The organism is Vicinamibacteria bacterium, assembly GCA_035620555.1.
Taxonomy (GTDB): domain Bacteria; phylum Acidobacteriota; class Vicinamibacteria; order Marinacidobacterales; family SMYC01; genus DASPGQ01.
Window position 1 is genome coordinate 1 of record DASPGQ010000274.1, and the last position, 6,425, is coordinate 6,425.

Genomic DNA, 6,425 nt, shown 5'->3' on the forward strand with positions numbered 1-6,425 from the left:
CGCGACGACCCTCGTCGCCGCTGAGGAAATGGGCGACATCCATATCGCGCACAGAACGTACGACGTCAACGTCTGGAGCATTCCCGAAGCGCGCAACAGCCTCACCGACATCAAAGAACTGATGATCAACACGCCTGACGGCAGCCAGATCCAGCTGCAGGACGTTGCGGACGTCCGGGTCGCTCCAACGCCGAACGTGATCGAGCACGAGAACCTCCAGCGGCGCATCAGCGTCGGCGCCAACGTGCGAGATCGAGATCTCGGTTCCGTTTACGACGACGTGAGGGCTGCTCTGGCCGGCGTCGAATTTCCCAGGGAGCATTTTCCTGTGCTCCTGGGAGAGTACACGGAGCGGCTCGCGGTCCAGCGGAAGATGCTCATCTACTCGATCGTGGCGTTGATCGCGGTCTTCCTGCTCCTGCATACCTCGTTCAAGAACGCCCGCCTGGCGACGCTGTCGTTCTTGTTGCTACCTTCGGCCCTCGTGGGCGGCGTTCTCGCGGCCTACATGGGCGATGGAGTCATCTCACTCGGCTCGCTCGTCGGCTTCCTCACCGTTCTGGGGATCTCGGCGAGAAACGGCATCTTGATGATCAATCACTTCCAGCATCTCGAGCAGGAGGAGGGCGAGCCTTTTGGCGCGAACCTCGTCTTGCGCGGGGCCAGGGAAAGACTGGCGCCCATCTTGATGACGGCGACGACCACGGGCCTGGCGCTCGTGCCTCTCGTGATCGCGGGTCAAATTCCTGGCAACGAGATCGAGCATCCGATGGCGGTCGTCATCCTGGGAGGACTGATCACTTCGACGCTTCTCAACCTGTTCGTGGTGCCTTCTTTGTACCTTCGTTTTGCCAATGGAAACGGGGGAGGCACCGGGTTGAAGGCTGCGGTTTGACTTGACTGACCGGGGGAAGGGGTCGACGGGCCTCTTCCCCCGGGCCGGGTTACCGGTAGTTTCTTTGTAGTTTCCGACGCCGTTTCGTTGCTGCGGCGCCGTTCGATGAGCACGCTTCGTCCCCCGACCGAGTGGGCTCGAACCTGACAACGCGCGAATAGTGGGTGGTGGAACGCCACTTGACTGGGGGGATGAAGTGGAAGAAAAGCAAGAAGAGAAGACTGCCTGGCGGCTGGCCACCGGTGCTCGCCGTTTCGTAATCGCGTTACTCGTTGGCCTGGGCCTTCTCGCGAGCCCGTTCATCTCTTTGGCGCGCGCGCAAACGCAAAGGCCCAAGGAAGAGGAAGAGCAGGAGGAAGGCGAGGAGCAAGAAGAGGCCAAGGAATCAGCACCCGCCGCGCAGGCCCAGGCGCCGGATCCTCACGCGTGGAAGTTCTCCGGTGACGTGCGGGTGCGGTATGAGAGAACCACCAACCAGGAACAAGGTGACATACCCGATCGCCTGGAACCGCGAAACCGCGGAGTTGGGCGCTTCCGCGCAGGAGCAACGAAGAAGTTCAACGACATGATCGAATTCGGTGCTCGGCTCACTTCGGGAGACCCTGACGACCCAAACTCGACCGACGTGACTTTCGGCGATTTCGCCGACGCCCTCACCGTGAGCCTCGATCGTCTCTATATCGCGTTGAACCACCGGGGCGCCTTTCTCACGGGAGGGAAGTTCGCGAATCCCTTTCTAACCAGCGAGCTCGTCTGGGACGGGGATGTGCACCCTCAAGGCGCAGGCGGAAGTTACACTTTCTCCGGGCTCGACAAGGTCACCCCGAAATTCACCGGGCTGTATTTCATCGTGGACGAGTCCACCATCGACCCGGACAGCTCCATGTGGGGGGCGCAGGTGGACGTGCCCATTCGACCGAGCGCCGATTGGAGCATCCGCCTGTCGGGCGCCTACTACGACTACACCATCAACAGCCTGATCCGCGCGGACGCTGGTGACATCCGCGGCAACCGTTTGACCGAAGACGGCAGAAATTACCTTTCGGATTTCAACCTGTTCGATGTCGTCGGCCTCATCGATTACAGGGGATTCGGGGCACGCTACCCCTTCCGGTTCCATTTCGATTACGTCAAGAACTTCGGGAACGCAGACGACGAGGACGGTTTCGGGTTCGACGCGTTCCTCGGGCCGCAGTCGAGCCGGGGCGACCTGAGGTACCGCTACGGGTACTCACAGACCTACCAGGATGCCGTTCTGGCTGCTTTCTCGCATGACAACACTACCTACGCCACGAATTATCGTCAACATACATTGACCCTGGACTATCTGCTCTACGACAAGATGCAGCTCAACGCAACGTACTACATCTATAAGAGGTTGGAGACCGATGGGCCCAACGACTGGATCACCCGTCTGCGTCTGAACGCCCTGGTGAGCTGGTAACGTCGACGAGGCACGAGAAAAAGGTTGGGGGGCGACGCGGTGAGATAGGGAGGTGGCGCACAAATCCGTCCCGGCCACCTCCTTATCTCCGTCACGAGCCGAGCCCGAGGAAGTGCTACAGTAGACGTGGGTGGCCGACAAGATCCTTCTGCGACTCCACGTCAACGGGGAGCGTGTCGAGATCGTGGCGCCGCCGCACAAGACGCTTCTCGAAGTTCTGCGTGAGGACCTCCGGCTCACGGGCACGAAGCACGGCTGCGAGCTCGGCGAGTGCGGCACCTGCACCGTGCTCGTCGGCGGAGAGCCGATCCTGTCCTGCCTCGCGCTTCCGGTCGAGTATCAGGATCGCGAGATCCTGACCATCGAGGGTGTGGATCACCCGCTTCAGGTCGCCTTCGCCGAAACTGGGGCCGCCCAGTGCGGATACTGCACGCCGGGGATGATTCTGGCCGCGAAGGCGCTTCTCGACCGCGAACCGCACCCGACGCGCGAGGTCATCGGGCAAGCTCTGGCGGGAAATCTCTGCCGCTGTACCGGCTATCTCCAGATCGTCCAGGCGGTCGAACGGGCCGCGGGGCTTTCGCGATGACGACGAAGACCGAGACGCCCGAGGTCGAAAAAGCGCCTGCTGGAAGCGACGCCGAGCCCCTCACCATCATCGGCAAGCCCAACGTGAAAGTCGATGCGATGGCCAAAGTCTCGGGTGAGACGCTCTTCGCCGACGACATCGCGCTTCCGCGCATGCTCTTCTGCAAGATCAAGAGGAGTCCGCATCCTCATGCCCGCCTCCGGCGGATCGACACCAGCCGGGCGGAAGCCATCGAAGGCGTTCTCGCAACTCTCGTCGGCAAAGAGCTCCCGATTCCCTTCGGCATTCTGCCCGTTTCCCAGGACGAGCACGCGCTCTGTCCCGACAAGGTGCGCTTCGTGGGAGATCCGGTCGCCGCGGTCGCGGCCCTCGACGAGGAGACCGCCGAACGAGCGCTCCGCGAGATCGACGTGGACTACGACGTGCTTCCGCCGGTCATGTCGATCGAAGACGCGCTCGATGCCGAGGGCGAGCCGATCCATTCGGGCGATCGCATCCGTGGAAACGTGCAGAAGGCCGTATCGCTCGAGTTCGGAAACGTCGACGAGGGTTTCTCCGAAGCGGACCTCGTTCGCGAGGACACGTTCTTCTTCGAGGGCAACACCCACCTTCCCATGGAGCAGCATGCCGCGGTGGCGTCGTTCACGGCCGATGGGAAGCTCACCCTCTGGTCTTCGACTCAGACCCCCCATTACGTCCACCGCGCGATGGCGAAGGTGCTCGAGATGCCGCCCTCCAAGATCCGGGTGATCGCTTGCCCCAATGGCGGCGGCTTCGGAGGCAAGAGCGATCCTTTCAACCACGAGATCGTCGTCGCCAAGCTCTCGATGAAGACCCGACGTCCGGTGAAAGTGACGCTCACGCGCGAGGAGGTCTTCTACTGCCACCGAGGACGGCATCCGGTGAAGATGTGGGTGAAGACCGGAGTCAAGAAGAACGGCGACATTACCGCGATGCACTTCCGCTCGTTTCTGGATGGCGGCGCTTATGGAAGCTACGGAGTCGCGAGCCTCTATTACACGGGCGCCTTGCAGACGGTGACCTACAAGGTCCCGCGCTACAAGTTCGAGGGCCTGCGGGTCTTCACCAACAAGCCCCCCTGCGGTCCCAAGCGGGGGCACGGGACGGTGCAGCCCCGCTACGCCATCGAGTGCCATCTGGACAAGATCGCCGAGGAGCTGGGCAAGAGCCCGCTCGCGATCAGGCTCGAGCGGGTGGTGGAGCCGTTCTCGATCACCGCCAATCAGTTCAAGCTTCGAACGGTCGGTCTTGCCGAGTGCCTCGAGCGCGTCGCCCAGCACTCGGAGCTCGAGAAGAAGCGCGGGAAGCTTCCTCGCGGACGCGGTATCGGCCTCGCCGCCTCGAGCTACATCACCGGTGCGGGACTTCCCATCTACTGGAACGAGCTTCCCCACAGCGGCGTGCAGCTCAAGCTCGACCGTGGCGGGGGCGTCACGGCGTTTTGTGGCTCGACCGACATCGGCCAGGGCTCGGACTCGGTGCTAGCCTACGTCGTCGCCGAAGAGCTGGGGACCGAGGTCGAGGACGTCCACGTGGTGACGGCCGATACCCATCTCACCCCCGTCGACCTCGGAAGCTATTCGAGCCGCGTCACGCTCATGACGGGACAGGCCGCAATCCAGGCGGCGCGGCGGCTGAAGCCGCTTCTTCTCGAACAGGCCGCCGAAAAGCTCGAGGTTCCCATCGAACGGCTTTGCATGGCCCACCGGCGGATCTTCGACAAGGAGAAGCTCGACGTTGGCATGGACTTCGCCGAAGCCGTCGTGCTCGCCGAGGCGAAATTCGGCACTCTCGGCTCGACGGGAAGCTACACGCCTCCGCGCTCGCCGGGTCGGTACAAGGGGGCGGGCGTCGGACCGAGCGCGACCTACAGCTACTCCGCCTGTGTCGTGGAGCTCGAAGTCGACCCCGAGACGGGCGTCATCAGGATCGAAAGAATCTGGATCGCCCACGACGTCGGCAAGCCCATCAACCCGATTCTCGCCATCGGACAAATCGAGGGAAGCGTCTACATGGGCCTCGGCGAAGTGCTGATGGAAGAGCAGGTGTTCCGCCGCGGGGTCCACAAGCTCCCGTCGATGCTCGATTACAAGAGCCCCACGTTTCTCGAGATGCCGCCCGTCGAGACCATCCTCGTCGAGACCCTCGACCCCGAAGGTCCGTACGGTGCGAAGGAGTGCGGTCAGGGCCCGCTTCTGCCGGTCATTCCCGCCGTTGCCAATGCGGTCTATGACGCCATCGGCGTGCGGATCGACGAAACGCCGATCTCGCCCGACAAGATCGTGCGCGCTCTCGAAGGGCGTCTACCCGCTTCGAGAGTTCCGGACTACGATTTTCCGCCGCCCGTCGAGGTGCCTCCGCTATGATGCGGCTTCCGCCGTTTCGATATCTCGCGCCCAGGACGGCGCGCGAGGCGGCGAAGATGCTCGCCGATTACTCGCCCGAGGATGCCATGCCCGTCTCCGGCGGCACGGATCTGTACCCCAACATGAAGCGACGGCAGTTCGAGCCAAGGGTTCTCGTTGGGCTCCGGGGCCTCGAGGGCGGCCGCGAGCTCACGGGAAGTCCCGAATCCGGTATCACCATCGGAGGCCTGCGCACCCTCACCGCGCTCGAGAACAATTCGATGCTCGGAGAGCACTACCCCGCTCTGGCGAAGGCGGCCGCTTCGGTGAGCTCTCCCATCCTGCGCAACATGGGAACCATCGGGGGAAACCTTTGCGTCGATACGCGCTGCAACTACTACAATCAGACCTACGAGTGGCGGGCGGCCATCGACTTCTGCATGAAGAAGGACGGAGCGATCTGCTGGGTGGCGCCTTCGAGCCCGCGCTGTTGGGCCGTGAGCTCCTCCGACACCGCACCGGTTCTCATCGCGCTCGGTGCCACCTGCACGCTCGTCGGCCCCGAAGGCGACAGACGAGTGGCCGTGAAAGACCTCTATCGGCACGACGGCATCGACTTCATGAAGAAGAAGCGCGAGGAGGTCCTGACCGAGATCCAGGTCCCCAAGACGAACGGCCTGCGCGCGACCTACTTGAAGCTGAGGCGTCGCGACAGCATCGACTTCCCCATCCTGGGTGTCGCCGCCGCTCTCGCGACCGCGCGCGACGGAACCATCGAACGGGCACGCATCGTGCTCACCGCCGTCGAGTCCGCTCCCATCGAGGCGGTGGAAGCGCAGAAGCTTCTCGAAGGCCATCGGCCGACCGACGAGCGAATCGATCAGGCGGCCGCCATCGCCTACCGCCCCGCAAAACCTCTGGACAATACCGATCTCACCCACGCCTACCGCAAGAAGATGGCCCGGGTCTATGTCGCGCGCGCGCTAAGGGAGCTGGCGGGTAGAGTGTAGGAAGGGAAACGCGGGTGGGCGGAACTCGAGTCCGACCTGCGGGAGCAGCACCTGGTTGCTCCCGTCAGCGAAGTCGTCCAAACAGAATACGGCGCGAAGTACGTGATACGTGCTAACCTGA

General features: G+C 63.1%; 5 protein-coding genes. All 5 read left to right on the forward strand.

Annotation, left to right across the window (positions count from 1 at the left end; genetic code table 11):
- On the forward strand, window positions 1-895 hold an 895-nt coding region (locus tag VEK15_11270), incomplete at its 5' end, for an efflux RND transporter permease subunit (protein HXV61266.1).
- Window positions 896-1,091: 196 nt separating this feature from the next.
- The gene (locus VEK15_11275; GenBank protein ID HXV61267.1) at window positions 1,092-2,339 is read left to right on the forward strand and encodes a putative porin; all 1,248 of its coding nucleotides are present in this window, start codon (window positions 1,092-1,094) and stop codon (window positions 2,337-2,339) included.
- Window positions 2,340-2,469: 130 nt separating this feature from the next.
- Complete coding sequence (locus VEK15_11280) at window positions 2,470-2,928, forward strand: (2Fe-2S)-binding protein (protein HXV61268.1); 459 nt, start codon at window positions 2,470-2,472, stop codon at window positions 2,926-2,928.
- A complete protein-coding gene (locus tag VEK15_11285) occupies window positions 2,925-5,315 on the forward strand; it encodes a molybdopterin cofactor-binding domain-containing protein (GenBank protein HXV61269.1) in 2,391 nt (796 codons plus the stop codon). Before VEK15_11280 ends, VEK15_11285 begins: the two co-directional genes overlap by 4 nt.
- Complete coding sequence (locus VEK15_11290; protein HXV61270.1) at window positions 5,312-6,304, forward strand: FAD binding domain-containing protein; 993 nt, start codon at window positions 5,312-5,314, stop codon at window positions 6,302-6,304. Before VEK15_11285 ends, VEK15_11290 begins: the two co-directional genes overlap by 4 nt.
- Window positions 6,305-6,425: the final 121 nt, after the last annotated feature.

Excerpts from the sequence above, each read along its gene's own strand:
- VEK15_11285 (HXV61269.1), top strand. The coding sequence starts at position 2,925 with ATGACGACGAAGACCGAGACGCCCGAGGTCGAAAAAGCGCCTGCTGGA.
- VEK15_11290 (HXV61270.1), top strand. The coding sequence starts at position 5,312 with ATGATGCGGCTTCCGCCGTTTCGATATCTCGCGCCCAGGACGGCGCGC.